Origin of the sequence: Corynebacterium sp. KPL2825 (assembly GCF_037908445.1) — a bacterium.
Taxonomy (GTDB): Bacteria; Actinomycetota; Actinomycetes; order Mycobacteriales; family Mycobacteriaceae; genus Corynebacterium; species Corynebacterium kefirresidentii.
In genome coordinates this window covers 277123-303005 of the sequence record NZ_JBBMGI010000001.1, presented here as the reverse complement: position 1 = coordinate 303005, position 25883 = coordinate 277123, and the positions used below count along the sequence as shown (strand labels likewise).

Annotated in this window: 26 protein-coding genes and 1 tRNA gene; 7 read left to right on the top strand and 20 right to left on the bottom strand. The window is 58.5% G+C overall.

Annotation, left to right across the window (positions count from 1 at the left end; all coding sequences use genetic code 11):
• Positions 1-53 precede the first annotated feature (53 nt).
• Both WMQ00_RS01530 and hisN read left to right on the top strand, forming a co-directional pair.
• Positions 54-890: an inositol monophosphatase family protein gene (locus WMQ00_RS01530; RefSeq protein ID WP_023020827.1), complete on the top strand. Its 837-nt coding sequence runs from the start codon at positions 54-56 to the stop codon at positions 888-890.
• The gene (hisN, locus tag WMQ00_RS01525) at positions 883-1665 is read left to right on the top strand and encodes a histidinol-phosphatase (protein WP_023020826.1); all 783 of its coding nucleotides are present in this window, start codon (positions 883-885) and stop codon (positions 1663-1665) included. Before WMQ00_RS01530 ends, hisN begins: the two co-directional genes overlap by 8 nt.
• Here the strand turns inward: hisN and WMQ00_RS01520 are convergent.
• The 4 genes from WMQ00_RS01520 to WMQ00_RS01505 form a co-directional block, all read right to left on the bottom strand.
• Positions 1662-1922, bottom strand: a complete 261-nt coding sequence (locus WMQ00_RS01520; RefSeq protein ID WP_023020825.1) for a hypothetical protein — start codon at positions 1920-1922, stop codon at positions 1662-1664. The two genes, hisN and WMQ00_RS01520, sit on opposite strands and share 4 nt — an antisense overlap.
• Complete coding sequence (feoB, locus tag WMQ00_RS01515; protein WP_248099675.1) at positions 1919-3841, bottom strand: ferrous iron transport protein B; 1923 nt, start codon at positions 3839-3841, stop codon at positions 1919-1921. The genes WMQ00_RS01520 and feoB overlap by 4 nt, the downstream gene beginning before the upstream one ends.
• Positions 3841-4086: a FeoA domain-containing protein gene (locus tag WMQ00_RS01510; RefSeq protein WP_084279013.1), complete on the bottom strand. Its 246-nt coding sequence runs from the start codon at positions 4084-4086 to the stop codon at positions 3841-3843. The genes feoB and WMQ00_RS01510 overlap by 1 nt, the downstream gene beginning before the upstream one ends.
• A gap of 259 nt (positions 4087-4345) precedes the next feature.
• Positions 4346-5434, bottom strand: coding sequence for a S1 family peptidase (locus WMQ00_RS01505; RefSeq protein ID WP_023020822.1), 1089 nt, complete (start codon positions 5432-5434; stop codon positions 4346-4348).
• A 149-nt stretch (positions 5435-5583) separates the two neighbouring features.
• On the opposite strand from WMQ00_RS01505, the gene WMQ00_RS01500 reads away from it, so the two are divergent.
• Entirely contained in the window at positions 5584-6024 is a 441-nt protein-coding gene (locus WMQ00_RS01500) for a DUF1990 family protein (RefSeq protein ID WP_023020821.1), read from the top strand.
• Between the two features lie 305 nt (positions 6025-6329).
• Here WMQ00_RS01500 and WMQ00_RS01495 read toward each other — a convergent pair whose 3' ends face one another.
• The 11 genes from WMQ00_RS01495 to WMQ00_RS01445 form a co-directional block, all read right to left on the bottom strand.
• Positions 6330-7151 (bottom strand): hypothetical protein, encoded by an 822-nt coding sequence (locus tag WMQ00_RS01495; RefSeq protein ID WP_023027628.1) that lies wholly within the window; start codon positions 7149-7151, stop codon positions 6330-6332.
• Between the two features lie 24 nt (positions 7152-7175).
• The gene (locus WMQ00_RS01490; RefSeq protein ID WP_023020818.1) at positions 7176-7988 is read right to left on the bottom strand and encodes an ABC transporter ATP-binding protein; all 813 of its coding nucleotides are present in this window, start codon (positions 7986-7988) and stop codon (positions 7176-7178) included.
• A gap of 2 nt (positions 7989-7990) precedes the next feature.
• Positions 7991-8974, bottom strand: coding sequence for a FecCD family ABC transporter permease (locus WMQ00_RS01485; RefSeq protein WP_023020817.1), 984 nt, complete (start codon positions 8972-8974; stop codon positions 7991-7993).
• A complete protein-coding gene (locus tag WMQ00_RS01480; RefSeq protein ID WP_198010448.1) occupies positions 8964-9896 on the bottom strand; it encodes a FecCD family ABC transporter permease in 933 nt (310 codons plus the stop codon). Before WMQ00_RS01480 ends, WMQ00_RS01485 begins: the two co-directional genes overlap by 11 nt.
• A 29-nt stretch (positions 9897-9925) precedes the next feature.
• Positions 9926-10798: an ABC transporter substrate-binding protein gene (locus tag WMQ00_RS01475; RefSeq protein WP_023020815.1), complete on the bottom strand. Its 873-nt coding sequence runs from the start codon at positions 10796-10798 to the stop codon at positions 9926-9928.
• A 142-nt stretch (positions 10799-10940) separates the two neighbouring features.
• Positions 10941-11387 carry an ABC transporter ATP-binding protein gene (locus tag WMQ00_RS01470; RefSeq protein ID WP_023020814.1) on the bottom strand — a complete coding sequence of 149 codons (447 nt, stop codon included), beginning with the start codon at positions 11385-11387 and terminating at the stop codon, positions 10941-10943.
• A 75-nt stretch (positions 11388-11462) separates the two neighbouring features.
• The gene (locus tag WMQ00_RS01465; protein ID WP_023020813.1) at positions 11463-11756 is read right to left on the bottom strand and encodes a hypothetical protein; all 294 of its coding nucleotides are present in this window, start codon (positions 11754-11756) and stop codon (positions 11463-11465) included.
• 159 nt (positions 11757-11915) lie between these two features.
• Positions 11916-12677 (bottom strand): hypothetical protein, encoded by a 762-nt coding sequence (locus tag WMQ00_RS01460; RefSeq protein ID WP_340440594.1) that lies wholly within the window; start codon positions 12675-12677, stop codon positions 11916-11918.
• Complete coding sequence (locus WMQ00_RS01455; RefSeq protein ID WP_200288014.1) at positions 12670-13050, bottom strand: hypothetical protein; 381 nt, start codon at positions 13048-13050, stop codon at positions 12670-12672. Before WMQ00_RS01455 ends, WMQ00_RS01460 begins: the two co-directional genes overlap by 8 nt.
• Positions 13051-13412: 362 nt before the next feature.
• Positions 13413-13489, bottom strand: a tRNA-Met gene (locus WMQ00_RS01450).
• Positions 13490-13643: 154 nt separating this feature from the next.
• Positions 13644-16634: a UPF0182 family protein gene (locus WMQ00_RS01445; protein WP_200288036.1), complete on the bottom strand. Its 2991-nt coding sequence runs from the start codon at positions 16632-16634 to the stop codon at positions 13644-13646.
• 90 nt (positions 16635-16724) lie between these two features.
• Here WMQ00_RS01445 and WMQ00_RS01440 point away from each other — a divergent pair, with 90 nt between their 5' ends.
• Together WMQ00_RS01440 and WMQ00_RS01435 are read left to right on the top strand one after the other, a co-directional pair.
• Complete coding sequence (locus WMQ00_RS01440) at positions 16725-17261, top strand: PPA1309 family protein (protein WP_023020808.1); 537 nt, start codon at positions 16725-16727, stop codon at positions 17259-17261.
• 46 nt (positions 17262-17307) lie between these two features.
• Complete coding sequence (locus tag WMQ00_RS01435; RefSeq protein WP_200288038.1) at positions 17308-17970, top strand: beta-N-acetylglucosaminidase; 663 nt, start codon at positions 17308-17310, stop codon at positions 17968-17970.
• Between the two features lie 5 nt (positions 17971-17975).
• On the opposite strand, the gene WMQ00_RS01430 is transcribed toward WMQ00_RS01435, so the two are convergent.
• On the bottom strand, positions 17976-19040 hold the full coding sequence (locus WMQ00_RS01430; protein WP_023020806.1) for a YlbL family protein: 1065 nt from the start codon (positions 19038-19040) through the stop codon (positions 17976-17978).
• A 93-nt stretch (positions 19041-19133) separates the two neighbouring features.
• Here WMQ00_RS01430 and WMQ00_RS01425 point away from each other — a divergent pair, with 93 nt between their 5' ends.
• On the top strand, positions 19134-20546 hold the full coding sequence (locus tag WMQ00_RS01425; RefSeq protein WP_023020805.1) for a zinc-dependent metalloprotease: 1413 nt from the start codon (positions 19134-19136) through the stop codon (positions 20544-20546).
• On the opposite strand, the gene WMQ00_RS01420 is transcribed toward WMQ00_RS01425, so the two are convergent.
• Positions 20543-21064 carry a M48 metallopeptidase family protein gene (locus WMQ00_RS01420; RefSeq protein ID WP_023020804.1) on the bottom strand — a complete coding sequence of 174 codons (522 nt, stop codon included), beginning with the start codon at positions 21062-21064 and terminating at the stop codon, positions 20543-20545. The genes WMQ00_RS01425 and WMQ00_RS01420 overlap by 4 nt on opposite strands.
• Positions 21065-21191: 127 nt before the next feature.
• Here WMQ00_RS01420 and WMQ00_RS01415 point away from each other — a divergent pair, with 127 nt between their 5' ends.
• Positions 21192-22019: a hypothetical protein gene (locus WMQ00_RS01415; protein ID WP_308767485.1), complete on the top strand. Its 828-nt coding sequence runs from the start codon at positions 21192-21194 to the stop codon at positions 22017-22019.
• Here WMQ00_RS01415 and WMQ00_RS01410 read toward each other — a convergent pair.
• From WMQ00_RS01410 to WMQ00_RS01400, 3 genes are read right to left on the bottom strand one after another with little or no spacing between them, the layout of a single operon-like run.
• Complete coding sequence (locus WMQ00_RS01410; protein ID WP_284835985.1) at positions 21990-24047, bottom strand: ATP-dependent DNA helicase UvrD2; 2058 nt, start codon at positions 24045-24047, stop codon at positions 21990-21992. The genes WMQ00_RS01415 and WMQ00_RS01410 overlap by 30 nt on opposite strands.
• Positions 24040-24771 (bottom strand): NAD(+) diphosphatase, encoded by a 732-nt coding sequence (locus WMQ00_RS01405; protein ID WP_023020801.1) that lies wholly within the window; start codon positions 24769-24771, stop codon positions 24040-24042. The genes WMQ00_RS01410 and WMQ00_RS01405 overlap by 8 nt, the downstream gene beginning before the upstream one ends.
• Positions 24772-25866 (bottom strand): potassium channel family protein, encoded by a 1095-nt coding sequence (locus tag WMQ00_RS01400; RefSeq protein ID WP_034655803.1) that lies wholly within the window; start codon positions 25864-25866, stop codon positions 24772-24774.
• Positions 25867-25883: the final 17 nt, after the last annotated feature.

Genomic DNA, 25883 nt, shown 5'->3' with positions numbered 1-25883 from the left:
AATCCTACCCACCGGGCCATCACAATTAGCCATCGGCCGCGTTTAGGGTGACAATGGTGGGCATGGATCAAAAGCCGAGCTTGCAGGAGATGATCGACGCGGTCATCAAGACCTTTATTGTCGCGCATGCGGATGACGGGGATGCGCACCTTGCGCAGGCCCTCGTCTATAACGCCGGACGCTTGGCGTGGCGCCTGCGCGAGATGGGCGTTGACGTGGAGCAAAAGACTTCCATCTCGGACGTTGTCACGGATGCAGACCGCGCGGCCGAGCGCTTCGTCGCGGGCGTGCTCGAGGCCGTGCGCCCGGAGGACGGCATCCTGGGTGAGGAGGGCGCCGCCCGCGAATCCCAGTCCGGCCGCACCTGGGTCATTGACCCAGTCGATGGCACCTACAATTTCTCTTCCGGCTCCGATTATTGGTGCTCTGCCCTCGCGCTTGCCGACGCCACCGGGATCACCCTCGGCGCCGTCCACCGCCCCGCCATGGGTTATACGTGGTTCGGTGGCCGCGACTACCCCACTTCTCTGGACGGCAAAGAAGTTTCCCGCCTTGCGGCTCAGCCAGCCAAGCAGATTTCGCTATCTACCTATTTGCACCCGACCTCGCTGATGGATGCGGATATCCGCGGGGCATGGCAGCGCGTGGCGGAAAACTTTGCTACAGTCCGTATGCTCGGTGCCGGTTCTGTTGACCTGTCCTCCGTAGCCGATGGCACGTGGGGCGCATGGATGCAGCATTCGGTAGCGGATTGGGATTGGTTCCCCGGCAAAGCTCTCGTTGAAGCAGCCGGTGGTGCCGCCCGCAAGGTAGAAGCCGGCGGTGTCGAATGGTGCCTCGCCGGCAATAAATTGGTAGTGGATCAGATGGAGGATTGGCTCCGTGGGTAAGTTCAAAGAAGACTTGGGCCTCGCGCTCGAGCTGGCGGGCCATGCCGATGTGGTAACCATGCATCGTTTCGAGGCCTCGGATCTTTCCGTTAAGGAAAAGCCGGATATGTCTCCCGTATCGGATGCGGACCTCACCTGTGAGAAGCAAATCCGCGAATCCCTCAAGCGCTCCCGCCCGCGCGATGAGGTGCTGGGCGAGGAATACGGCGGCGAGGCCTGTTATAAAGGCCGCCAGTGGGTCATCGATCCCATCGACGGCACCAAGAACTTCGTGCGTGGCGTGCCCGTATGGGCCACGCTCATTTCCCTCTTGGAAGACGGCGAACCGGTGGTATCCGTCGTCTCCGCTCCCGCCCTGCGCCGCCGCTGGTACGCGGCCAAGGGCGCGGGTGCCTTCCGCGTGTTCGGCGGCGAGCCGAAGCGTTTGAGCGTTTCCCACGTAGAAAAGCTCTCCGATTCTTCGCTGGCGATGAGCTCGCTTACCGGATGGGCTGAGCGCGGATTGCGCGATAAATTCCTCGCGCTAACGGATAAAACGTGGCGCCTGCGCGGCTACGGAGACTTCTGGTCCTATTGCCTCGTCGCCGAAGGCGCAGTAGATATCGCCGCCGAACCGGAGGTTTCCCTGTGGGACCTCGCTGCGCCCTCGCTCATCGTGACCGAGGCCGGCGGTACCTTCACTGACCTTGAAGGAAACCCCGGCCCGCATGGCGGATCCGGCGTAGCCTCCAACGGACTGCTTCATAAGCACGCCCTCGCCGCGCTACAGGGCTAGGGTCTTCTCCGCAGCTGGAGCAGCACCGGACCGCGGTGCTCGGTAGCTGCAGCGGAACAACCACCCGCCTGCGCGCAACTGCCGCAGCCGCCGGTGGGGCACGAAGTGAGCGATTCACGCACCAGCTCCGCCGTGCGTTCGAGGTGGGCGAGGATGATTTCCACGGTCCCCTGCCCTAACCCAGTAGCTTTTGCAATGTCAGCCGGGTTGGATTTTCCCTGTTTAATGGCCTCCTTGACCTGCTCCGTGGGGCTCATAGGAAGACCTTGAGGACTTGGAAAACTCCCACCGCCAGGATCCAGGCGGAGCCGAGTTGTAGGGCGAAGCCGATGAGTGTCCACTTCCAGCCTATTTCTCGCCGCTGCGCGGCTACCGTGGCTACGCACGGGGTGTAGGCCAGCAGGAATACCATGTACGCCCATACTGCCGCGAGCCCGTGCCCGCCAGAGGCCGCATCAAAATCAGCGCGGATATGGCTGGCCAGTGGGGATTCTGCTTGCTCTTCCGGTGCATCGTCAGTGACGTCTTCGACTGCGTACGTCTGTGCCCACGTGGAAATGAGGGTTTCCTTCGCTACGAATCCGGTGACCAAGGGTCCGGTCAGCGACCAAGAATCAAAGCCTGCTGGGGCAAAGACGGGAGACATTGCCTGAGCAACGGCACCATAGGCGGAATCCTGTGGCGGCACTGCCTCTTCGTTAAAGGAGTGCCCGCCGGTGACCGGGATGGACATGAGTAGCCAGATGACTACCACCGTGGCCACGATGATGCCGCCGGCGGTATGCAAGAAGCCCTTGAGGCGCACCCACATGACTGAGATGGTGAGTCTAAACGTGGGCAGCTGATAGGCCGGAAGGTCGATAACGAGGGCTTCGGCCGGCATGGCCCGCCACACCGTGCGCCGCAGCGCCAGGCCTACCAATACCACCAAAGCGATGGACAGCACGTACATGGCAAATACCGCGGAACCGGCATGAGCAGGGAAAAATACCTGTGCCAGCATCATAAATACGATGAGACGCGCAGAGCATGAAGTAAAGGGAATAAGCAGGCAGGTGAGGATGCGGTGGCGGACGTCGCCAAGCACGCGCGTGGCTGAGATAGCCGGTACATTGCAGCCATAGCCCACCACGATGGGGATAAAAGCCTTACCCGGCAGGCCGATGGCGCGCATCACGCGGTCAGTGACCACGGCCGCGCGCGCCATATAGCCGGAATCCTCCAGCACCGCCAAGCACAAAAACATCAGCGCAAGAAGCGGCGCGAAGGTGAGCACCATGCCTACACCACCGATGAGACCATCCACCAACAAGCCTGTGAGCAGCCAGTTATCCGGGAGGATGCTGCGCGCAGCGGCGGAGACCGGGCCGGTGATGAATGCTTCTAATCCGTCCTGTAGCGGACCCGCGACAGTAGTGGTGATGAAGAAGACCGCCCACATCACCGCCAGAAACAGAATCGGCCCGAGCACTGGGTGCAAGACTAGGCGGTCCGCGCGGTGGCTGAGCGGTTCGCCAGTATCCGTCCGTGAAACGGCAGCCTTTTCCGCCGCGTCCAAATCCACAAAGCGCTGGTCTAGGTCAGCATTGGGCCGGATGGTCCGCGGATCAGTGTGCATTGCACGGGCAACCTCGCGCTCGAGCGCATCCAAGTTTTCACGCCGCCGACCGTTAACGCTGACCACCGGGATGCCCACCTCGTGTGAAAGCGCGGACGTATCGATGCTTATGCCCTGCTGCTTGGCGATGTCCTCCTTGGTCACCCCAATCACTACCCGGTATGGGTGCTCCGCAATCTGGAAAGCGAGGTTCAGTCCGCGCGCCGGCGCAGTGGCGTCCACGAGCACCACAACCACATCGGGGCGCTCACACGGCGGAGCCTCCACGAGCATATCGCGGGTAAATTCCTCGTCTGGGCTCATTGGATCCAATGAATAAGCACCAGGAAGATCAATGATGTCAAAGGCCTCTGGCTGCGCATTCCACAAGCCACGGCTTATCTCAACGGAGGTACCTGGCCAGTTTCCGGTCTGCACCTTCGCTCCGGTTAGCGCATTGAACAAGGTAGATTTGCCGGAATTTGGAGCCCCGACCAATGCGAGGACCGGCGTTCCCTCCTTCGCAATGCGCATCGAGGAGGTGGAATGGCAGCTCGGCGCAGCGGTTTTCCGTGCCATTATGCTGCCACCGGGATGACTTCGAGCTGGCGAAGAGTAGCCGCATCCACCGCATAGTGGGCGGTGCCTACGGTAACTAGGCGCGCGCCGCCGGCTACCTTGCGGCCGATCTGTACGCGCACACCTGGGCGGAAACCTAATTCCCGCAAGCGCAGCGCCAACGCCGGCCGCTCGTCGATGGCGTGCTGCAAGCAGCACTCAGGAAGTTCCACCAAAGCGTCTACCGGTGCCTGATCGGCGCGCATACACTCGGATTTTTCGCACCCCGGTTTGCGCCGGGTGCGGGACAATAAGGACAGCTGCAACATCGCGCGGTTACCTCAGTTCTCTCTGACCGGACCATGCCGGTGATATTAGCCACACCTAAGTAGCTACTAGATAAGGCTAACCTTAGTCCGCCTAAGCTTTTCACACAAGCTCCGATTAGTTGTGATTATCGGCACCGGGCAGGGACGCAAAAAGCCCGCTCCCCGAGCTGGGGAGCGGGCGAATGCCTCAGTACAGCTAGTCTTCAGGCAGCGTGAAACCGGCACCTACGCCACCGCGGCGGTTCATATCCGCCAAGACCGCATCCATATTGGTGGCAGCAGTCGGGTTATGAACCGGCCCCTGCAATGGGGTACGGCACGGGAAATTCACCGGCAGGAATCCACCGGAAATGGAACCAATGAGGCGGCCATTGACGAGCAACGGCGCACCAGAATCACCCATCATGGCGCAGACTTGGTTTACCTGAATCTTCTTTGCCTGCTGATAGGTAATACCGCAGGTCTTGCCGGTGGCAACGCCCTGCTTGCACACCTGCTGGCCCGGTTTGACGCCACCGCCTAGTTCATTGACAGTTACGCCATTGTAGGAACGGGACACCTTAGCCTTGGAGCCGAACTCAATGACGGCGTAGTCCAAGTCCTCGTTCTTAGACACCACGGTGCCCGTCGGGCCGATTTGCTCCGAATCAGCGGAGGTAACTGAATCGCCCACATTGCCGCAGTGGCCAGCGGTCAGCCCCACCTTGCGGCCACCATTATCGTTGCCTGCCGCGGTCAGAGTACACATCGTCTTGTCATTGACGTAGAGCGGGGTGCCTGGACCATAGAGGGAGTCACCCTGATTCATGGCTGCAACAGACTCTTCTGGAATGCGTGGGGCATCAAACATGGAACCCGGCACACGGTGCAGGACGTAATCAGCCTGTGGCTTTCCGGCGGCTACCTTGGAAAATCCATCGTTTTTCCACTTATAGTTCGGATTGGTTCCCTTCGGTTTAAACTCCGGCTGGGTAGCCTGCTCCGCTAGACCGATGGGATTCGGATTAGTCATCGGCTCCGCGTACTGTCCTTGCTGCAGGTTCTGCTGCACGGCTTGCTGCGCGTTGCGCACAGAGGAATCCACGGCATCGGTAACATTCTTATCCACCTGCGGGGTCTGGATGCCGACCCCCGCTAGGTTATCGCGGACCTGGTTAATAATCCCTGCGGAGTCGAAATCCGGTTGGGGCAATTCCTGGGCGCCTGCGGCCGGGGAACCCAGGAAAAACGCACCAGCGAAAGCCGAGCCCACTAGGACTTTCTTGAGGTGCGGAATGCGAAGCATCAAGGTACCTACTTTCAGTTGTCAACATCGTGCAAACTCGATAGTGGCACGAAAAAATTGTGGAAACAGCAAACTCTTGTGACTGTGTCCAAGCCGTTATATTTCTTCCAGACTTCGGGGGTGATCACCCCTCCCCTATCATGGAGAACATGCCCACACCGCTGTCCTATTCTGATGTCTCCGACTTTCCACAGCTGCATATGTCGCGGGTTATCGATGCTGACTTTGACGCGGCCGCACACCGACTTTTCCGCTGGTCAGTACAACGCAGCGGCCTTTTCCGTGTCCGCCCGACCCATGAGGTTGTGGAGCTCGGCGCGGAGGTCACCCTCGGCTTGGGTCCATGGGATTTTCACTGCCGCGTAGTCGATGTCTTCCATGAGGATGGCCGCTGCGGATTCACCTATGGCACCCTCCCTGGACACCTCGAGCGCGGCGAAGAGACCTTCACCCTAGAGCGTCTGCGCGATGGTCGCACGGTATTGCTTATCGACGCCGCCTCAGAGCCCTTCCTACCCTTCCTGCGCCCCCTTGTGGACGTGCCGAGGCGCCTGCTTATCAGCAGGCTATATCTCCACGCGCTGGACTAAGCGGCAACGATAGCCGCATTCATCTCGCCTTTAAGCTGTCCGTTCTACCTTTTTGTGGTGCTCACCAGGAATTGAACATCAGGTCATGCTGGGAGCGGCAGCAGCTTAGGACAGCCGTGGGTTCGTTGACAAGCAGCACCTGTGGATCCTCTACTAAGGGTGCAACCTCTTCTCCCCCATCACGTTAAGAGAACTTTTTCCTCTACGGTATCCACAAAAGATCGGATGATTGCCGAGTATATTTCGATCAAATAAAGCCGCCTCCCTGTAAGGAGACGGCCCTTTAATCCGAAGAAAACGTGGATCTAATTCTTGCGTTTATCTTCGATGGATTCGCGTGCGTCACGAACAGCGCCCTTGACGCGATCGAAGAATCCGCCCTTCTTCGTGGTCTCTTCTTGGTACTCGTGAGCCTTATCTTCCACAAAGCCCTTAGCACGCTGGAAGGCATCACCTACGGCGCTACCTGCCTCCGATGCCTTCCCCTTCAGCTGGTCCAAACGCTCATTGCCAGCCTCGCCGGTGACGTCATCTGCTTCGTCTCGGTCATCGCCAGACATCTCTGGATCTACATCCAGATCATTGACAGAGGTTGGGGTCTCGCCCGAGGCTTCCAGATCAATGTTTGGCTGCTGTGGGGCAGAACCAATGTGTTCTTCCTTCGCCTCACCTACGATGTGCTGGCTCGGTGCATAGTCCGCGTTGTTCTCATCCAGCGCTTCCTGCAGGTCCGGCTGCTGTGGGGCAGAACCAATGTGCTCTTCCTTTGCCTCACCTACGATGTGCTGGCTCGGTGCATAGTCCGCGTTGTTCTCATCCAGCGCTTCCTGCAGGTCCGGCTGCTCTGCGGCCTTGCCAACATGTTCTTCCTCCGCACCAGCGACAACGTGGTTCTGCGGCTCATACTTGCTTGCGGTGGGCTCATCTCCGTCCGCAGATGGCTTACCGACCGGCTTGGACAGGCCGGCAGCACCTGCGGCGCCCGCAGCAGCTGCACCAGCAGCGACACCCGTAGCCGCCCCGGAGGACTTGTCAGACTTAGCAGCTGAAGACACAGAATCCTCAGAAGCTAAGTACTTGTATTCGTTACGGTCCAAGTCGACCTCGTGGCCTAGATCGTTTGCCATTGCTACTTACTCCTTTTAATAGATTTATCTTCTTCCTTCTAGGGTTCCAGAAAGTTCAGGAGCGTGCACGGAAATGGGGATAGGAAAGCGTCTACCGGTGGTTGGATCAGTCATCTCTAAACACTCAACTTGGAAGGTTTCGCGTACGAGTTCAGCGGTCATCACCTCCTCGGTAGGCCCTTCGGCCACAATGTGCCCCTCACGCATGGCTACGATTCGATCGGCGTAACGCGCAGCATGGACCATATCGTGGACCACCATGACCACTGTGGTCCCGGCACCATTGAGGTCTCGGATGAGCTCCAAGATGGACAGTTGGTGCGCAGGGTCGAGGTAAGTAGTCGGCTCGTCAAGCAAGGTAATTGGTGTTTCTTGGGCCAAGGTCATGGCGAGGAAAACACGCTGGCGTTGACCGCCGGAAAGGTCTGCAGCAGGGACGTCGAGAAGGTCGCTCACCCCAGCACGCGAGGCAGCACGCTCAACCGCTGCATGATCTCCGGCCCGCATCGTCGCTAGCGCCCCTGTATAGGGATAGCGGCCGTAGCCGATAACGTCGCGCACTAGTACCCCTTCCGGAGCCGCAGGGTGTTGTGGCAGAAAAGAAACTTCACGGGCAAAGGCACGCGAGGAATACTCACTAATTTTTTGGTCCGCGAGGTACACCGCGCCTGCGCTGGGCGTAAGTTGGCGCCCCAATGTTTTGAGAAGCGTCGATTTGCCGCAGCCATTCGGCCCGATCAGAGCCGTTACTTGACCGCTAGATAAGCGGAGATTTACATCTTTGACCACATCGGGACCACCGTAACCCACGGTCAATCCGCTACATGTCAATGTCATGTCTAGCCTCCATTTCGCACTCGGGTTAGCCCAGTCAATAGGAAAATGAAATAGGGTGCGCCAATCAGCGCGATGAGCGCGCCAACGGGGATTTCCGTGGGGGCGAAGGCCCAGCGACCGAACGTATCGCATACAGTCACGAGGGTCGCGCCGCCTAGGGCCGCCACGGGCATTTGCCGGCGCAGGTTCGAACCAACCATCAAGCGGGCAGCATGTGGGACGATGAGCCCGGCGAAGCCCAAGACCCCAGCCGCGGCGACTCCCGCTGCGCCGAGGATAACGGCCAAAGCTATTGCTATTAGGCGCCACATCTTGGCGTTCACTCCAATGCCGGCCATGGTGGAATCATCCAGTGCGAGCATATCCAGGTGTTTTGCCACCACCATCGCGGCGGTTAGGGCGAGAAGGATAAAGGGGGCGACAATAGTGGCGTCGCCAAGCGAGCGGGCGTAAAGCGAACCTTTCAGCCATGTCATGGCCGCTCCTGCCTCTGGCGCGGCGCGCACCAGGAGCAATTCGGTGATGGCACCCAGCCCAAAAGATACCGCCACCCCGGTAAGGGGCAGGCGCACCGGATCGCTTGCCCCGCGTCCGGCGAGAAGGAGAACCAACCCAGTTCCAGCCAACGCGCCGATAAAGGCGATAAAGGTCAGCAGGTGGGCCGGCAGGGCGCCTGCTCCCATAAGTACCGCAACGGCCGCGAGCCCACCGCCGGAGGTAATACCCACCGTATCTGGTGCGGCCAAGGGATTGCGTAGCGCGGATTGCAATATACAGCCAGAAACAGCCATGGCACTGCCCGCGCAAATACCCACCAAGATCCGCGGTGCGCGGTACTTCCATATGAGCGGATCTCCGGTAAAGAAGCCAGTGGTCACCTCGCCCGGCGATTTCATCACCGCACCGACGCCCATGCCGATAACTGCGCTCAATATCAACGCCAGGATGAGTCCTACTAGAACCCCTACAATTCTCTTATGCCGCATGTCTCCTCCTCCCTAGCGCATGGACGGACCACAGCACTAAGGGCATACCAGCCAAAGAAGTCACGATGCCCACTGGGGTCTCGGCTGGCGCCCAGATTGCCTGCCCAACCGAGTCGGCCACCAGAAGCACCGCTGCTCCTACAATTCCAGCCACACATAGCCCCATGCGATGGTGCGGGCCGCACACCCGCCACGCTACGGTCGCGGCCATCAGCCCCAAAAATCCAATCGGCCCGGTTGCGGCTACCGAAGGAGCAACGAGCACTACCGCCGCCACAATGGCGGCCAACCGAATGCGCTCCGGCTTCGCCCCCACAGCACCGGCCACGGCATCGCCAGCTACGAGCAAGTCCAGCGTTTTCGCACCGACTAAAGTCAAGGGAACCACGACCAGCACAGCGATCAGCGCGGGCATAATATCGCTTAGGCGTACACCGGCAAGCCGGCCAGAAAGCCACGACATCACCGTCGCCAGTTGAGCTTCATCCACCACCAGGAAAATGGAGGTCAAGGCGCTACACAGCGAGGAAACGGCAACGCCAACCAGAACCATGCGCTGGATCGCACCGCTCTTGCCGACGCCCACCGTCACCCCCACAGCAATCCCCGCACCCAGCAGCGCACCGGGCAGCTGGTCAACGCTCGAGGTTTCGCTTCCTAAAAACATTGCGGTTGCGACTGCACCGAGTGCCGCACCGGAGTTCACACCAGTGATGGACGGATCGGCGAGCGGATTCGCGGTTGCCGTGCGCAGCAATAACCCACCTACACCTAGTGCAATACCGACCACCGTGGTAGCAAGGAGACGGTCAAAAGCCACGCTATGCAGCTCTTCTTCTAACCACGGGGTATCAACTGGCACCTGAACATGGCGGAGCCGCCACCACCACACAAAGGCAGCGGCAGCGGTTGCAAGGACCAAGCAGACGCTGGCTTTAGTTCGAGGTGCCACTACTTTTCAGCGGCGATAATGTCATCGAGCATATGCTCGGCAGATAATGGCCCGCGGGCGCGCGACCAGATATCTTGGTCTACCTCTACGATGTCACCGCTGCCCTTGGCATAGGGCGTCTTTTTAAACGCTTCGACGTCCTTGTACATAAAGACTCGGTCAGCCTTCATTCCAGGGAGCTTATCGCCGGTCAGTTCCGCTACATCAGTCTTAGATTCGATAGAAGACTTCTCGCCTTCGAAGGCATAGTCATAGCCCACTTTACTCAGTAGCGACTGAGAGAAAGAGGGGTTGACCCAGGTATAGAGCATCTCGCTGGACCAGCCAGCCACGACAGCACGACTACCCGGCTTTACCGTGTCCTTGGTCTGAGCAATCTTGTCCTCGATGCGCTGACGGACATCTTTAGCCTTTTCCTCTTTGCCGAGTTTGGCCGCGATCTCATCCATCGAGTCCAGCACGTCCGAGTAAGTTTCATCTGGGTAGGATTCCGTCTGCGCAATCTCTTCCAGTTGCGGCATGATATCAGCTTGACGGGTAGGGCTAGCCAAAATCAGATCTGGTTCCAAAGACTGGATAACTTCTAGGTTCGGCTGCTTGGCTTGGCCCACGGAGGTCGCCTGACCTAACTGTCCCTTCAACGTAGTTGGTGCCTCCGACTTGCCGATTTCCACGATTCCCACTGGGTCCACATCGAGGGCCTTGAGAATTTCCTCATAGCGCCAATCGAGCGCCACAACTCGCTCGATTTTCCTATCTTCACCCGGTCCCTGAGAAGAATCAGAAGAACACGCAACAAGGCCTGCGCCTAGGGCTAGGGTGGCTACAAGTGCGATAACTGCACGCACATTCATGAAGTCTCTCTTTTGCATAGGCTTACCTTAGCTTTATAAGGGTTTACTGTCTAGAGCCTGATTGCTTCCCTCTCCATGACGGACCATGCAGCCACAGGATGAGTTCCATGAGGGATAGCGGTGAGGAGCGGAAACCGAAATCCGCTCTAGCCACGATCATCTACAGCCTCTGCGAACGAACTCCAAACTGCGGTCTTTGGTGTTCATCTTTCGAATGCTCTAGCCCTTGAGCACAGCGCGGGAAACGATGACGGGGGGCGTCGCTGAAAGGATCGTCCCAGATTTCTACATCGATACCGTAGGCTGCGGCTAAAATATCCTTCCGCAGTGCTTCCTTGGGAGTCCCCCGGGCTATGACCTCGCCGTTGTTCATAACCGCCCTGGTGTCGGAGTACTGACCAGCCAACATGTGGTCGTGCAGCACAACAACGACTGTCTTACCAGCGCGGGCTTGCTTGCGAACGAGCTCCAAAACACTAATCGCGTGGGCGGGATCAAGGAAGGTCGTAGGCTCGTCGAGCAGCGGCACCGGCGCGCCCTGAGCCAGAGCCAGTGCAAGCCGTGCCCATTGCCGCTGGCCGCCGAAGAAAACGAAAATGGCCCTCATCGGCGAATGGGGAGCAGTTCATCAATCTAGAGGGGCTAACTGTCATTGGCCTTACAACGGTTCCATATCTATAGGCTATGCGAAGTTTCCATAGCCAGAAATGGTGCTCACCCATAAGAACGCTGATACGACGAAAGCCGCGGCGAATGTGAAGGCAAAAGCACGCCATGATCGGTCGCTAAGCCGATCCTTTTTCAACATGTAGACAGATATGGCTAATACACCCAACACCACCAATGAAGGTAGAGGTAGCCCATAGAAGACGAAAGGTATTGGAAGCCATGTGGACAGGAGCACTCCGCCATAAAGGGTTGCGACGCCCAAGACAATTCCAAAAAGTATTCCCGGAATGATCGTTCTTTCTTTCACAACAAATTCCTTACCAATCAGTTTATCTTAATCAGGCCACCGTTTTTAGCCTGCGCATGACATTCATGGGCCTGACCCCGGAAATTAGACACGTCGGGGGGTCAGGCCCCAGTTTTCTATCTCCAAAGTAAACAGACCCAAACCGCTTTTGAGTGGCAGCTAGATGATCGGTGATTGTGAATTGTCTAGCCAGGCCACGATGTGGTTTTCGGCTTGTCTCGCGGACGGTAGTTTGTCGAGGCGGCGGTCTCCGTTATGGTTCGTGAGAAGAAGCGGGAAGTAGTTTCCCTTGGCATTAAACTTGACCTGGAGGGTCTCGCCGTGCGAATTCTGGTACGTAACGAAGCTAGCGGACGGAGCCTCCGACAAGTGAGTCAGCCACTTGGGTACGGCTTTGGCAGAGGCGTAACGTTGCTCGCCCAATACGGTAGACGAGGTGGAGATGTCAGTGGTTTCGTCGCCTTCCAAGATCGGAATGCCCAAATGCGGGACCGAAATGGCGATGCCCTGGTGGAGGCCGAGCGCTGAAAGTTTTCGGGCGTCGCTCGAGAGATTTTCCGTGGGGATGTCGATTTTGGCTTGGCCGGGAGCTCGTGGTTCAACCTGCGCCAACTGCGCAATTGCGTCGAGTGCCACCATAGACTGAGGTGTATCTTCGAGGGCGGTGATGGCCAAGTTAAGAGACTCGCGCTGCGACGTACTCGCCGTGTACAACTCGAGCGAGTCGGACTGATTCACTGAATCCAGCAGGATGCCGAGTATTTCGCCTTGGTAGGCGTAGATGGCCTCATCGATGGCGGTGGTGTCATGAATATTGCTCAGCAGGTGGTGGAGGTGCTCAGCGGCATCCGAGTCCATGGATTGGTCGTAAACTTTCGCATACAGTCGTCCGATGAGCAGCAGTGCGGAATCGCTATGCATAGTCTTTCGCTCCGTAAAAGTCGAAGGGGTACGGGTGGCTGATCTTCCCGGCGAGGGGGTTTCGATCCTGTAGAGCGGAAAGCCATCCGGTGATGGCGCTGAGCACTTCGGCAGGCAGGCGCACTTCTTCCCCTTCTGCTGCAGCGAACCTGTAGCTGAGGGCGCCGGGTTTGTCAGCGTTTCCGTCAAGTCGCTCGGCCAGCTCGAATATTGTCAGCGCAGTGATATCTGCAACGAATCTGATTGCGTCATCAGATGACAGGGGCCCTGTTTCCTGGATTCGCGTGTGAAGCTGTTCCATGGTTGGCGTGACGATGTCTTCGAGGTCCGATTGAAATTGCGTCAGCTGTTCGTTGGTGGGCTGCGTTAACACTCTTATAACACTCCAGGGTTCCACGGGATATTTGTAGGTTGAGACAAGCCTTGTTGCTTGAGCTTCTCGATACCATAATCGGTTAGTGCTTCCGCTTCAGATTGGCTGAATCCGACCGAGGTGTGCGCCTCTACCTCGATGGCTCTCACTTCGTTCCGAGTATAGGTATCGACGTCAGGACCGAAATTCTTGGCAAAATCATCATATCCGCGTCGTTGTGCTGCAGTGATCTCTTTGTGAAGCGCAGATCCGGTTGCGGGATTGCGCGGTGCAGGATTTTGAGACTAGTGCACCAAATGGCGATTTCAGCATAAAACGAAAGAGACCCCTACCAGCGTTTCCACTGGTAGGGGCCCGGAAGTTGGTAGCGGGGGCAGGATTCGAACCTACGACCTCTGGGTTATGAGCCCAGCGAGCTACCGAGCTGCTCCACCCCGCGTCGAGATGACTTCCATCATCTGCGCTTGAACAGTACGTTAACACTAAGTGTATTCGCTCTGTCCTGGCGACTCATGTAACTATACATAGGGAAAGGCACCTACCCAAATCCGCTGGGCAGGTGCCTTAATCGCTGCTTTTAAAGAGTGAAAGAACTACTTTTCCGTCTTCTGATAAGACTCAACTGCCTTATCGAGTTCATCCAGGGCGCGGCCGTATTCCTCGAAGGAACCATCGCGAGCATCCTCTAGGCCCTTCAAAGCCTTGTTGATGTCATCGATGGCGCCTGCCTGGTCGGAAGAGGAAGGAGCGGAGGCTGGGGCCGACTGCTTATCTTCCTTGGCATCCTTCTTATTCTTGTCGTCCTTGGTGTCGGTCTTTTCGCCAGAATCGCCGTCGACTTCCTCAATATTCTGAGCAGCCTTGGCATCGATTCCAACTTGTTCAAGGGCATCACCGATAGTGGGGGCGTAGCCTACGCGGCCCTTATAGGACACGAGTACGCGCAGCAGCTTCGGGAAGGCAGAGGCCTGGTCCTTGCGCTGCGAGTAAATCGGCTCAAGGTACAGGATTTCGCCATCACCTACTGGCAGGGCCAGCAGGTTACCGTTGTGCAAGTCGTTAGTGCCTTCCCACAGGGTGCGGTCTCGGGCGACCTGGTCAGAAGACATCATCGCATCCTGCGCCTGCTTCGGGCCCTGAGTCTGCGTATTGGTCGGCAGCACCCGCACGGTGATATCGCCATAAGTTTCCGGATCGGAGGAGACAGCCATGTGTGCGGACAGGAACTCGCGGTTCAAGCCGCGATAAGAGGTCGTCAGCTGGAAGCTGGGCTTGCCGGTCTCTGGATCTGCGGCCATCACGTAGTAAGGCGGCTGGTTGAGCTGGCGAGATTCCTCCGCAGTGGGGTCATTCGGCACGGACCAGAAGGCATCGTTGTTGAAGAATACATTCGGGTCATCCACGTGGTAGCGCGCCAGCAGGTCACGCTGCACCTTGAACATATCTTCCGGATAGCGGAAGTGCTGGCGTAGCTCGTCAGAGATTTCTGCCTCTGGCTTGACGACGTCCGGGAAGACTCCCTCCCAAGCCTTGAGCACTGGGTCATTCTTATCGAACTCGTAGAGATCCACGCTGCCGTCATAGGCATCGACGGTGGCCTTTACCGAGTTACGGATATAGCCCACTTTGTCATTGACAAGGCGTTGGGTCGTGCCATCAGGATTGAGGGTGTCCTGGGTGGCGTCGGAAAGCGAAGCGCGCTGGGAATAAGGCAAGGACTCCAAAGTGGTATAGCCATCGACGATCCACTTCAGGCGGCCATCCACTACGGCCGGGTAGGTAGCAGAATCGGTGGTCAGCCACGGAGCAACCTTTTCCACGCGCTCGCGCGGGTCGCGGTCGTAGAGGAGCTTTGACTCGCTGCCGACGCGGTCAGAAAGCAAGAAGTTCAGCTCGCGGTACTTGGCGGCGTACATAGTGCGGTCGAAGATATTGCCAATGCCGACGCCACCCTTGCCGTCATAGGTATAGGTGGAGCTATCGGTGTCATATTCCACCGGGTTATCGCCAGTCTTGCCGGTAATGGCGTAATCCATGCCATCGGCAGCGCCAGCAATAACCGGGCCATAGTAGATGCGCGGCTGGTCTACCTTGATGCCCAGAGACTTCTCGGCGTCTTGGGTTTCGCCTTCGCCCTCCGACTCACCGGCCTGGGTCTGCAGATCAGAAACGGTAAAGATGGGGAAGCCTCCGCGGGCAGAGCCCGCATCGCGGGCTACCTCATCGACCTTATTGGCCTGCGCTGCCACAAAGCCATTGCCGTGGGTGTAGACGGTATGACGGTTAATCCAGTCGGACTGATTCTCCCGCAACTCATTTGGATCCAGCTCGCGCGCAGCAACGACGAAGTCACGCTTCTTACCATCGATCTCATAGCGGTCCATCGATAGCGTCTCTGGGAAGCCGTAGAAATTCTTCAGCTGCTGCATCTGGGTGAAGGTAGGAGAAAGAATCTCCGGATCCAGCAGGCGGAGGTTATTGATGGTGGCGTTATCAGAAGCCACCTTGTCATCAGAGACCTCGTCCCCACCCCAGTTGTCTTCATAGGTGACGTGGTCATCGGTAAGCCCATAGGCATAGCGCGTGGCCTCAATATTGCGGGCGATGGATTCTTCTTCCTTTGCCTGACGGTTTGGCTGCACGGAAAAACGTTCCATCAGCAGCGGCCATGCCTGGCCGATAACCAGCGAGGACAGCAACATCAACACCACGGCCAGACCCGGGATGCGCAGGTCCTTAATGACGATGGCCATAAACAACGCCACCGCCACAAAGACGCCAATGATCATCAAGATGATTTTCGCCGGCAGGTAGGCATGAATATCGGTATAGGAACCACCGGTAAAGAGATCGTGCTGGGCATATAGGAGCTCGTAGCGCTCCAACCAGTAGCCGATGACCTGAACAACCATCCACAGGCCGGCAGTAATCGCCAGCTGCAGGCGAGCCGAGTGGGAAATGGAGCCGCGAACTCCTGCGGCCTTATTGCCAATGCGGATGCCACCCAGCACATAGTGACCGAAAAGCGCGATGAGGAACGCCAAAATCAACAGGATAGATAGGGTGCTGACCACCATCTTCAAAACCGGCAACGTGAAGGCATAGAAGCCTAGGTCGTGGTGGAACTGGGCGTCCTGTTGGCCGAATTCCTGGCCGTTTAAAAATAGCAGGACCGTGCGCCAATTAGCCTGGCCGATGAAACCGGCAATGATGCCCACGATGGCGGGGATGACCTTGAAGAAGACGCCCATAGACTTTTCAATGGACTTGCGGTACTGATACACCGGCGAGTTCAAGTCCCCAAGGTCGAGCGAATCCGGACGCCCGCGCCAGGCAAAGAAGCCCGCGGCCCACACCACGGCAGCGGCGATGAAGCCGAAGATGATAAAGAGCACTATCCGCGCAATAATCGCGGTGGTGAAGACGTTCCGGTATTCAATCGCACCAAACCACCTCCAATCCGTGTACAGGCCCACAAACATGGGGCCGATGAACAAAAGGAGGGCAATGATGGCCGCAATGATTGTCGCGACCCGCGGGGGCCGCTTCAACGGGGCGGCTGGTGTGGATGACCCTAAGGACAACGCCAGCTCCAATCAAATAGTGCGAATTTAAAACCTGTAGACTTCTTCCAGCTTAAGGAAGCAATACACAGATAACGAATAAGGATGTTTATGAGTTCCCCCGAATTATCACAGCCAGCTTTAAACCGCGCGATGACCGAAGCCGTGGAATTCGTCCATGCAGAGGGCTGGGACGCCCGCCCCACTATCTTCGCGCTCGTTCCTACCCACTTGGTAGCAGACCAGCTTGCCGCCCTCGATGAGGAAGATGCGGCGCCGCTTACCCTTATCGTGCAGGATAATGTGCCTGAAAACATTGAGCCCGGTTCTGAGCAGTTGGCCGACTATGTCTCCCGCTTGGCTTGGCCGCGGGAGGTGGCCGGCGTCATCCTGGCCCAAGAGATTAGGTTCCGCGATACCTCCAGCGAGGACCCCTCCCCTCGCCCGGCGCGCCTGTTTTCCGGTGCGCTGCGTGAGGAAGGGATTGAAACCACATTGCTGCAGCTGCGCCCCACCGAAGAGGAGTTGGAAGCAGCCGGGCCATTCGCGGAGGATGACATCCAGCTGCGCGGCGGCCCCCAGGTAGCACCCGGGATTATCGCGGCCCTGCGCTATGGGCTGAGCCAGGACCCGGATGAACTAGATTAGACTGGAAAGACAATTCTCGCTTGCGACTAAGGAGCAGTTTCCTACCGTGCGACGCTTTACTCTCACTCGCCTGACCGCTACCCGCGCTACCGCAGCAGCACTCCTGCTGGGGGTAGGCGTGAGCGCTGCCGGCTGTTCCTCGGATGATGCCGCGCCTGCCGACGTCCCCGTAGATACCACCACTGCCAGCGCCGAGTCCGCTCCCACTGCGGCGGATGCCACTGAGGAAACCAGCACCGCATCCAGCTCCAAGTCCGCCGCTGAATCCAGCATCGAGTCGAGTGCGGCGGCGAGCTCGGAGGCGGCGTCGGAAAGCACAGAGCCTGGGAGCGAAAAAATGGAAAAGTCTGTGTCCAAGGCCTATGACATCTTCGCACCCGTGGCACCGCAAGAGCTTTTCGCGCACTTCGATCGCTGCGATTCCACGGGCGGGGATGACTCGTATAACTGCTCTGGGCCGAAGGTAGGCCAGTTCCAGTTCTTCCGCTCACACTCCAAGGCAAAGCAGACCACGCAGGTGCTTACTGAGCTGCGCAGCTCGCAGGTCATTGAGGATAGCGGCGACCGCGTTGTGGGCTGGTCCACGCTGGGCACCACGGCGGTTATTACCGTGGTGGACAATAAAGAAGGCATGGTCATGCAGCAGATGATCTCCTCAGACCAGGAAGATCCGGAAGAGAAGATCAAGGAACTGGGCCTAGCTAAGTAGGCCGCTTATTGGCAGGTTTTAATTTCCTTGCCGTCCGCGAAGTCTTTCATCGTGGATACCGCTTCATCCAGGTTGGACACTTCCGCGATGGGCATGTCCCCGTGGTCGCTCGCCGCGGCTTCGGAGCAATTATCTTGTGGCGCCAGGAAGAGTTCCGCGCCGGCTGCGTGGGCGGCGGCGATTTTATGTTGGATGCCGCCGATGGGGCCCACCTTGCCATCTTCTTGAATGGTGCCGGTACCGGCCACAAATTTGCCGCCCGTGAGGTCTTCTTCGCTGAGCTTATCGATGACCGCCAGGGTAAACATCATGCCAGCGGATGGACCACCGATATCCTGCAGGTTGTATGTGACCTCTATATCGTCTTTAGGGACCGAGAGCATGGCGATGCCCAGCATCGCCTGCCCCTTCTGGTGGGGGTTTTCCCCTAGCTCTATTTCTTCTTCGTGCTTTTTGCCGCCACGCTCCACGGTCATCGTGACCTTATCGCCGGGGCTCTTTTCCTTGATGATGTCTTGAACCTCACCTGGCTCCGAGACTTCCTTGCCCGCCACGGCGGTAATGACATCATCTTTTTTCAGTTTGCCCTGCGCAGCACCCTTATCCAGCACCTCTGCGATGGAGATCTTTACCGGCAAATGCAGGTAGTCCATGGCTGCCAGAGTCGCTGCGGACTCGGACTGAGTAAAGGCCTGCTTATTGGACTCTTCTACTTCTTTATCGCTCATGTTCTGTGGGATGACGGTATCGATGGGCACGATGGTGTCATCGGTCATCATCCAGCGTCCCAGCGCCTGGGCCAAGGTCATATTGGTACGCACGGAGACCGTAGTCATGTTGAGGTGACCATCCGTGTCATAGGTTTTCGGGGCTTGAACGTCAACGACCTGGGTGCCGTCTACCTCCCCCAATGTGTCTACCGTGGGGCCTGGGCCTTCGGCAGCATAGGGGACGGTCAAAGACACATCGGTGCCGGGAATATGGTCAAGCGATACCAACGCACCGGTTAAGACGACGGGGATAGCACCCCAGGCGATGGTGCGGACGCGACGGCTAGCAGGAGAATTCACGAATCACTACCCTACAACCTTTGCCGTCGTGTTCGCTGTCAGCGTAGCAGGGATCATGGAAACTAGCCGGATGGTGTCGGTAGATTAGGACGCATGAGCAACGGATTCGGTTTTTCTTTCCCCAATAATGATGACGACGATAATGACGGACGTCGTGACCAGAACCCGTTCGGCGCATTCGGCGGCGCTAATGGTGGCGGCCTCGGTGACATGCTGAACCAGTTCGGTCAGATGCTGTCCGGCATGGGCTCTTCTATGAACTCGCCGGAAAATTCCGGCCCTGTTAACTACGACATGGCCAAGCGCATCGCCCTGCAGCAAATCTCCCAGTCAAAGGGTGTGAGCGCGGACGATACCAAGGCAGTGGAGGAATCCGTCCGCCTAGCGGAGCTGTGGCTCGATGACGCCACCTACCTGCCCACCGCCTCCGGCACGGCCAAGGCGTGGGATTCCAAGCAGTGGTTGGAAGAAACCATGCCGGCCTGGCAGCGCATGGTCACTCCGGTGGCGGAGCATATGAATGATGCCCAGATGGAATCGATGCCGGAAGAAGCCCGCGAGATGATGGGCCCGATGACCAAGATGATGAGTCAGATGTCTGGCATGAACTTTGGCATGCAGCTCGGTCACGCCTTGGGTGATTTGGCTGCGCAGGCGTTGACCGGCTCTGATTTCGGTCTTCCCATCGCCCCGGCCAATACCGTGGCACTATTGCCACAGACCATTCAGAAGGTCGCCCGGGAGCTCAATATTCCTGGCCAAGAGGTGCTGGTCTATATTGCAGCGCGCGAGGCCGCGCGGCAGCGCCTGTTCAAGCACGTGCCGTGGTTGGTAGAGCGCATCGTCTCCTCTGTGGAGGAATATGCCATCGGTCTGGTCATTGACACCTCCCACTTGGAGGAAGTCACCCGCGAGCTCAACCTAGAGTCCGGCGATCCCCAGGCAATCCAGGATGCGATGAGCAAGCTGCAAGGCATGGACCTTTCCCCACGCATCACGTCCAAGAACACTGCGGCAGCCTCTCGCCTAGAAACCCTACTAGCATTGGTGGAAGGCTGGGCCGAGCACGTCGTCACAGAGGCACTGGGCGAGCGCATCCCATCCACCTCGAAGCTAACCCAGGCATGGGCGCACCGCCGTAGCACTGGTGGTTCTGCCGAAAACGCCTTCAGCAAGGTCGTTGGTATCGAGCTCAACGCCCCCAAGGTTTCTGAGGCCGCTGAGTTGTGGCGCCGCGCTACCGTTGCCGTGGGTGCGGAAAAGCGCGATAAGGCGTGGGACCACCCGGACTTCCTGCCAACTGCAGAGCACCTAGATAACCCTGCCGCCTTTATCGACTCCCTATTGGATGACGGCCCTGATGAGGGCTTTGAGGAAGAGTTTGCCAAGCTGGAGGAAATGCTCAAAAACGGTGAGGATTCCTCTGCTACTCAGGGCGATGAGACCGGGGAAGCCGATGGTCAAGACGAGCAGAAAGAAAAGGGCAACGAGGACGACGAAAACTAGCAGCCCCAGCGCTGGTAGGCCTCAAGATAGCCCTTCGCCCGCTCAGCGTGGGGCGCCCTGTCCGCCCACTGCCAAAAATCCCGCCCGTGGCGCGGGATGAAGGTGTGGGTGAGCTCGTGAATGATTACCGAATCCAGCACATAGTCCGGCACGTGTTGTAGCCGGTCGCTCAGCCGAATATTCGCGGTGGAGGTAGTACAGCTACCCCACCGCGTATTTTGATTGCTTACCCAACGAATAGAGCCGATGGTAGCGCGGCTGTCTAAGAAAGCCGCGTTAAGCCGCCGAGCACGCTCTTCTAATTGCGCGTCCGAGCGGCGGCTACTGCCCTGTTTCTTTTCTACCCGCGCCAACATATCCGCCACTGCCTCGCGTTCATCGCGAGCGGACATCCAGGCGGGGATGCGTACCTCGAGTACCCCGGAGACCATGCGAGCCTGCACGGTTTTCTTCCGCTTGGCGGAACGAATGACTTTGACCTCTGGGGTTTGTGGTGCGGGGGGCTGCGTGCTCGACATGACAGGTGATTGTACCTGTGGTGCAATGGAATCCACATGCATCGGGGAAAGGGGTATAGGCGTGGGGGCTTGTGTCACCCAGGTAGTTTTGGCGCCGGGCAGCGCAGTGTTTTGCCGCGAGGAAACGGTGGTTCAATTTGGCATGGATGCCACCCGCGTTGGTGTGGCAGAAACGGGCAATGCGCTTTCCGTCGCGGCGGCCTTCAATACCGCTCGCGAGCCAGTGAGGCCAGAAGATTTGTCTCATCGGTTACGTGCCGCAGGGCTGGAGGAAGCGGCAGCGCTTAGCCTTATCGAGGACGCACTAGACTATGGCATCCTTTGGCCTTATAAAGAGGCCGTAGAGAAATCGGACACTCTTGTCTTAATGGGAGAATCCGCACTGGCGCAAGGCTTACGCGCACGCCTGGAGGCAGATGGATTCCAAGTTCGCATCCCGTTAGAGGACGACAATATCTTTTCCTATATCCACGACCTCGACGGCATGTATCCGGTCCTGGCCGTAGACCAGCTGCACTGCCCGCTGGATTGCGCCAATGCACTGGCGGGGACGGACACCACGTGGCTTCCGGTGTCTTTATTGGACAATCGTGGCATCATTGGGCCGGTACGCGTGCAGGGCCGAGGCCCATGCCCACTGTGTGCGCACCTGTCCCGCGTGGATACGGACCCGCGCTGGAATATCATCAGCACCCAATTACCCCGCGTGCGCCGCACCCCAGAAGCCGTGGTGCTCGATGCGGTCTCGGCACATACGCAGGTGATCATTCGGCGGCTTATGGGGCGGCCGCTGCCGCCGGGAGCGCCGACCGCGAAGCCGCGCCCTGGACAGCAGTGGGAAGTCGATGTCTACGGTCACCACCAGCAGCGCACCATCATTGCGCATCCGCGCTGCCCAGTATGTTTTGGCGGAAAACCAACTTGGCTAGCTGCGCACCGAACGAATGACCTCTAGTACTTGGGCGCCATAGCGCTCCAGCTTGCTGGGGCCTACACCAGAGATGGACAGCATTTCTGCCTCATCGGCAGGAAGCTCCTCCGACATGGACTGCAGGGTGGCATCGGAAAAAATAACATAGGCCGGCACCTTTTCCTCGCGCGCAACCTGGGAACGCCACGAGCGCAAGGCAGAAAAGACCTCTTCATCTCCGCCTCCCTCGCAGTCTTCGTGGCGGCCGATAACCTTTTCGGCCGGTGTTCCCAGCAGACCTGAACATACGCGGCAGCGTTTCGGGCGGCGCGAGCGAGTCCCCTTGCCAGAGGCGTCTTCGGCCGCCGGTACGATTCCATCGAGGAAGCGGGTACGCTCGCGCGAGGCTCGCGAACCAGTGGTCTTCGCCAACGCCCACGACAGTGCGAGGTGCGCGCGGGCGCGGGTAATGCCGACATAGAACAAACGACGTTCTTCCTCAATCTGCTCATCGCCCGCCTTGATAGCGTGGTTGATAGGCATGAGCTTTTCTGTCAGCCCCACGAGAAACACCGCATCCCATTCCAAGCCCTTGGCAGCGTGCACAGTAGCTAGCGTGACGCCTTCCATAGCTGGGGCCTGTTTATCGGTGGAGCGCCGGCGCAGTTCCCCCAACACCCCGTTGAGATCTATGCCAGGAGCCGATTCCACAATCTTCTCGATGAGCCCTACCAATGCGTTGAGGGATTGCCAGCGCTCGCGGGCCTGCGCGCCCTGCGGCTCGGTGGCGCTTAGCCCCAACTCGACAAAGGCTGCGCGAGCAATTGCCACCGGATCATCCGGCAAGTCCTCACGACGGGTCGCGGCGATGAGAACGCGAATGGCCTCTAGGATCTCCGGGCGGCGGAAGAAGCCCTCGCCGCCACGGACTTGGTAGACCACTCCGGCGTCAGCAAGCGCCTGCTCAAACTGCTCCGATTGAGCGTTAATGCGGTAGAGGATGGCAATCTCAGAGGCCGGCACGCCCTGATCCAGCAGTGTGAGAACCTGGCCGGCAACCTCCTGGGCCTCAGTCTCTTCAGACTCATAGGCCTTAAAGGTGGGCTCCGGACCAGGCTCGCGCATGCCCTGCAGCTCCAAGCGTGTGCCAGCTGCACGCCCTGTGGCCTTGCCAATGACCCGATTGGCCAAGTCCGTTACCTGCGGCGTCGAGCGGTAGTCACGCTGCAACTTGACCACGGTGCCATCCGGGTACGTGCGGGAGAAATTGAGCAGGTAGTCCGGGGAGGCGCCGTTGAAGGAATAGATGGTCTGATTTGCATCACCCACCACGGTGAGATCGTCACGCTCGCCCAACCAGGCATTGAGCACCCGCTGCTGCAGCGGGGTTACGTCCTGATACTCGTCTACCACAAAGGTGCGATACTGCTCCCGGAAGGTTTCTGCAATTGCCGGCACATTTTCAATGGCACCCGCGATGTGCATGAGCAGGTCATCGAAATCCAGGTGCATCATGTCCGGTGTGGCCTTGGACTGTTCGTAGCGGCGAAAGGCCTCTGCCACCTTGGCGGGATCAGCCGGAGCGCTGCGGTCCGTAGTGGCGATCACAGACTCATAATCCTCGGCGCTCACCAGCGCGGACTTAGCCCACTCGATCTCCGCTAGGACGTCACGGATCATATCCTTGGAATTATCCAACCCCACCGAACGCACCGCGCGAGCGACCAGCGGGAATTTATTATCCAGCAACTGCCACGGAAGGTCCCCCGCTACCTGGGGCCAGAAATACTTCAGCTGGCGACGCGCCGCGGCGTGGAAGGTCTGCGCTTGTACGCCGGCCACACCCATTGTGCGCAGACGATCGCGCATCTCTCCGGCTGCCCGCGCCGTGAAGGTCACCGCGAGCACGCGTTGCGGGCTCACAAACCCTTGGTCTACCAGGTTGGCGATGCGATAGGTAATAGTGCGGGTCTTGCCCGTACCCGCGCCAGCCAAGATGCACACGGGCCCGCGCGGTGCCGTGGCCGCGCGCAGCTGATCTTCATCCAGCAGGGACAAATCCGGCTTAGTCACCGTGATACCACTCCATAATCATCGTGTGTGCAATTGAACCCGGACGAGGAAGCGAAAGCCCAGACAGCTCGGAGCGCTCCACCCACCGGATCTCTTCCAGTTCCCCATCAGTATGGCAGGTGGGGTGGACATCAGCCGTTTGTGCACAAAAGCCCAGCATAAGCGAGCCGCTCGGTGGCCACGCCTGCGAGCCCCAATAACGAATATGGTCCACCCTACGCCCGGTTTCTTCGAGCGCTTCGCGTGCAAAGGCTGCCTCCGCAGTCTCGCCGGGTTCAACGTAACCAGCGATCAAAGAGAATAAGCTATTGCGGCGGCGATTACGCGCCAGCAAAATCCGGTCTGTACCGCTGAGGCGAATGAGCCCAATGACGGCGGGATCCAAGCGCGGGAAGACCAGCCGTTTCTCGTCGTGCGGATCGCGCCCAACGATTCCCGGCGCCGGGTAGTCCAGCTGGCGTCCGGTCCGCGGATCAAAGCGCTGTTCGCGTCGGTTGCGGATAAGCGCGATGGCTTGCAGGATAACCGGCTGGTCTGCAAAGAAGGTTGCACTTTCTAAACGGCCTAACTTCCCGGCGCTATCCTCCGAGACCAAGCATGCCTGCAAGGTGCCTAGGTCCACCACGACCTGCTTGCCGACGCCCCCGGGAACCTCTTTCACCAGCACAGGCTCCCCCACCGCCGTAACCGGTACGAGGCCACTAGGAGTTACTGGGAGGAACATTTAGTCCTCGTCATCATCGTCCATGACCTCAATGGGCTGTTCCATCTCGTGCTTGATATACAGCAATCGGTCTCCCGGCTTCAACGCGGAGGCGTCCGCGGTATCCACTCGGTGCAGCTCATTATTGCGCAGGACAGCAAGCACGATATCTGCCAGGTGGCGTGGGTTAGAACCAACCTCAAACTCGCGCACGGCACGCTCTGCCACGGAGAAGCCCTCATTAGGTGAAAGCAGGTCTTCCATCATCTCCACCACCGTCGGGGTCACGGTAGCTAGGCCCAGTAGTCGGCCGGCAGTCTCAGCGGAGGTGACCACGGAATCGGCACCAGATTGCAGCAGCAGGTGACGGTTCTCAGACTCGCGAACCGACGCCACAATCTTGGCCTTGGGTGCAAGCTCTCGCACGGAAAGGCAGCACAGCACCGCTGTATCGTCCGTAGATGGGGTTACAACAATAGAGCTTGCGTGCTCTACCCCAGCGATCTTCAATACGTCTTGCTTTGTGCCGGAGCCAAAAATGGTGACTAGGCCGTGGTGCTCTGCGTGAGCTAGGGAGGCACGGTTGGTATCAATGACCACGATCTGGGAGGACGGAACATCATCGGCCAGCAGCGCGGCCACCGCTCCGGCGCCCTTGGTGCCATACCCGATAACGACGGTGTGGTTACGCAATTGCTTTCTCCAGTTCTGGATTTGGAAAGTACGTCGGGCCTTATCCGTTAGCACGGACAAGGTCGCGCCAACCAATAAAACAAGGAAGATCAGGCGGGCAGGTGTAATAAGCGTTAAGTTAATGAACCTGGCCTGCGGGGACACAGGAACGATATCGCCGTAGCCCACTGTAGTTAGCGACACCGCAGCATAGTAGGCGGAATCCAAAAGCGACATGTCCTCGCTATATCCACCGCCGTCCAAATAGACCACGACTGTCACGAAGACAACAATGCCTAAAGCCCACAGCACACGCTTGCCCAACTGACGCCACGGGCTGGAATTTTCATCCCTCGGCACCGTAATGACGTCAATGAGCGCGTGGTCCGGCTGCGAGGACAGCTCAACCTGCGGCAAGAAGCGACTCTTAAAGTGCGACTTCATAGCTCGCGCACGATTTT

Excerpts from the sequence above, each read along its gene's own strand:
- WMQ00_RS01485 (WP_023020817.1), bottom strand. The coding sequence starts at position 8,974 with ATGCGGCATAAGAGAATTGTAGGGGTTCTAGTAGGACTCATCCTGGCG.
- WMQ00_RS01475 (WP_023020815.1), bottom strand. The coding sequence starts at position 10,798 with ATGCAAAAGAGAGACTTCATGAATGTGCGTGCAGTTATCGCACTTGTA.
- WMQ00_RS01425 (WP_023020805.1), top strand. The coding sequence starts at position 19,134 with ATGAGCAACGGATTCGGTTTTTCTTTCCCCAATAATGATGACGACGAT.
- WMQ00_RS01460 (WP_340440594.1), bottom strand. The coding sequence starts at position 12,677 with ATGCATAGCGATTCCGCACTGCTGCTCATCGGACGACTGTATGCGAAA.
- WMQ00_RS01495 (WP_023027628.1), bottom strand. The coding sequence starts at position 7,151 with ATGGCAAACGATCTAGGCCACGAGGTCGACTTGGACCGTAACGAATAC.
- WMQ00_RS01505 (WP_023020822.1), bottom strand. The coding sequence starts at position 5,434 with ATGCTTCGCATTCCGCACCTCAAGAAAGTCCTAGTGGGCTCGGCTTTC.
- WMQ00_RS01530 (WP_023020827.1), top strand. The coding sequence starts at position 54 with ATGGTGGGCATGGATCAAAAGCCGAGCTTGCAGGAGATGATCGACGCG.
- WMQ00_RS01500 (WP_023020821.1), top strand. The coding sequence starts at position 5,584 with ATGCCCACACCGCTGTCCTATTCTGATGTCTCCGACTTTCCACAGCTG.
- WMQ00_RS01490 (WP_023020818.1), bottom strand. The coding sequence starts at position 7,988 with ATGACATTGACATGTAGCGGATTGACCGTGGGTTACGGTGGTCCCGAT.
- WMQ00_RS01520 (WP_023020825.1), bottom strand. The coding sequence starts at position 1,922 with ATGAGCCCCACGGAGCAGGTCAAGGAGGCCATTAAACAGGGAAAATCC.
- WMQ00_RS01440 (WP_023020808.1), top strand. The coding sequence starts at position 16,725 with ATGAGTTCCCCCGAATTATCACAGCCAGCTTTAAACCGCGCGATGACC.
- WMQ00_RS01470 (WP_023020814.1), bottom strand. The coding sequence starts at position 11,387 with ATGAGGGCCATTTTCGTTTTCTTCGGCGGCCAGCGGCAATGGGCACGG.
- WMQ00_RS01420 (WP_023020804.1), bottom strand. The coding sequence starts at position 21,064 with ATGTCGAGCACGCAGCCCCCCGCACCACAAACCCCAGAGGTCAAAGTC.
- WMQ00_RS01510 (WP_084279013.1), bottom strand. The coding sequence starts at position 4,086 with ATGCGCGCCGATCAGGCACCGGTAGACGCTTTGGTGGAACTTCCTGAG.
- feoB (WP_248099675.1), bottom strand. The coding sequence starts at position 3,841 with ATGGCACGGAAAACCGCTGCGCCGAGCTGCCATTCCACCTCCTCGATG.
- WMQ00_RS01405 (WP_023020801.1), bottom strand. The coding sequence starts at position 24,771 with ATGTTCCTCCCAGTAACTCCTAGTGGCCTCGTACCGGTTACGGCGGTG.
- WMQ00_RS01400 (WP_034655803.1), bottom strand. The coding sequence starts at position 25,866 with ATGAAGTCGCACTTTAAGAGTCGCTTCTTGCCGCAGGTTGAGCTGTCC.